Origin of the sequence: Microcystis sp. LE19-131.1A, from assembly GCF_027532015.1 — a bacterium.
Classification (GTDB): domain Bacteria; phylum Cyanobacteriota; class Cyanobacteriia; order Cyanobacteriales; family Microcystaceae; genus Microcystis; species Microcystis ichthyoblabe_A.
Genome location: NZ_JAPZSS010000108.1, coordinates 1 through 2,254, shown reverse-complemented (window position 1 = coordinate 2,254; position 2,254 = coordinate 1). Strand labels below are relative to the sequence as shown.

Genomic DNA, 2,254 nt, shown 5'->3' with positions numbered 1-2,254 from the left:
ACCTGTACCATTAATATTATTAGTGCCAATTAGTCTGAGGTTTTCCACATTGTTGGGTAAGGTGCGAGTAATTGCGCTTTGTAGGGTGTCAGTAATAATTACCTGTCCAATTGCTTCGTCGGGATTGATGGTAGCATTAACGGTATTTGACAGGGTTACTGTAAAAGCTTCATCGGCTTCGTTGAGGTTATCATTGAGGATGGGAATGCTAATAGTAGCGGTGGCAGTATTAGGTGCAATGGTGAGAGTTCCAGTTTTGCTAGTGTAATCTACATTGGCGGTAGCGTTAATGGGTGCAGTGGTATAGTTGAAGGTAATTGGTTGCGGATTGGGGTTATCAACTGTGACGGTGAGGATGGCATTATTATCTAAGCCTTCGACCACGGTAATATTATTGATGGAGAGTTGGGAAAAGTCGTCATTATTAATAGTCCCCGTCACTGGAGTAGTTGTCCCAACTGTATAACCTGTCCCAGTCGCGAGAGTTAAAATAACGGTTTCATCGGGTTCAACAGTTGTGTCAGCAGTGGGGTCAACTATTACAGTCGCAGTGGATGAATTAGCTGCGAAGGTGACTGTATTGGTAGTCCCTGTACGAGTGTAGTCGGTATTGAGAGTAGCTGTCCCTCCGAGGGTGTAGTTGACAGTTAAAGCATTTGTTGTTACACCAGAACGGGTGAAGGTATAGACTAAGTTAGTTGTCCCGTCTTCTGTCACACTACTGGGAGAAACTGCTAGGGTAATATTACTTATAACATCACCGACACCGAATAATCGAACTGAATCAATTTCTTCCCAAGTGCTAGGATCATGGTCAATATCAACGTTTATTTTTGCGCCAACAACCAGATAATTAGTTGGCTGAAAATTGACTCTAAAATTGACTGGACTTCCGGGTAAACTGGGATCAATTCCAGACCAAATAGAGCGATAAACACCTTGATTATCTAATAAATCAATGCTTCTGACAAATCCATTTCCACAGGTTTCACGAATTTCTATACCGTCAGCATAAACTGGTGTAGAAAAACCAACGGTGATAAATTCATCAGCTTGTGTATCTCCATCAGCATTTGATGTGGATGGAGCCCATGATGTTGGAATATCTCCATAGTCAAAAGTATTGGGTTGACCTAAAGCTTGTTCTGCACTCCATGAAGATGAAGAATATTGAGAACTAAAAGCAATAACACTAGAAGCATATTGTCCAGTTGCAGAAGCGTTAGTAATTGTTCCCGTAGCTGTATTAGGAGTACCTACTGTATAACCAGTCCCGGTCGCAAGAGTTAAAGCAACAGTTTCGTTACTTTCAACTGTAGTGTCAGCAGTGGGGTCAACTATTAAAGTCGCAGTCGCTGAATTAGCAGCAAAGGTGACACTGGTGGGAATAGATGTGTAGTCTGTCCCGTTGGTAGCTGTCCCACCGATGGTGTAATTAACTGTTAAGGGATTAGTGGTTACTCCACTACGGGTGAAGGTATAAACCATATTAGCTGTCCCGTCTTCAGTGACACTACTGGGAGAAACAGCAAGGGTGACAGTCGAAGTAGATGGGTTAGTAAAGTCACTAACATCAAGAATCTGCAAGCCACCTTCATAATCAGCTACGTAAGCATAGTTACCGACTATTTGCACATCATAAGCACTGCCAGAAGTATTATAATTACCCTTAAGAGTAGGTGCAGCGGGGTTGCTGATGTCGATGATTTGCAGTCCGAAAGACCCATCAGCTACGTAAGCATAGTTACCCACTACTTGCACATCCCTAGCAGGGCCAGAAGTGTCATAATTACCCTTAAAAGTAGGTGCAGCGGGGTTGCTGATGTCGATGATTTGCAGTCCTGAATAATTATCAGCTACGTAAGCATAGTTACCGACTACTTGCACACCCAAAGCACCGCCAGAAGTACCATAATTACCCTTAAGAGTAGGTGTTGCGGGGTTGCTGATGTCGATGATTTGCAGTCCCGAACCACTATCAGCTACGTAAGCATAGTTACCGACTATTTGCACACCATTAGCAAAGCCAGAAGTATTATAATTACCCTTAAGAGTAGGTGTAGCGGGGTTGCTGATGTCGATGATTTGCAGTCCTGAATAATTATCAGCTACGTAAGCATAGTTACCGACTACTTGCACACCATTAGCATAGCCAGAAGTATCATAATTACCCTTAAGAGTAGGTGCAGCGGGGTTGCTGATGTCGATGATTTGCAGTCCTAAATAATAATCAGCTACGTAAGCATAGTTACCG

Annotated in this window: 1 protein-coding gene; it reads right to left on the bottom strand. The window is 43.0% G+C overall.

Annotated features, from left to right (window positions below; all coding sequences use genetic code 11):
• Window positions 1-2,254: Calx-beta domain-containing protein (locus O9323_RS09615; RefSeq protein WP_288125021.1), on the bottom strand; the 2,254-nt coding region annotated here is incomplete at both ends.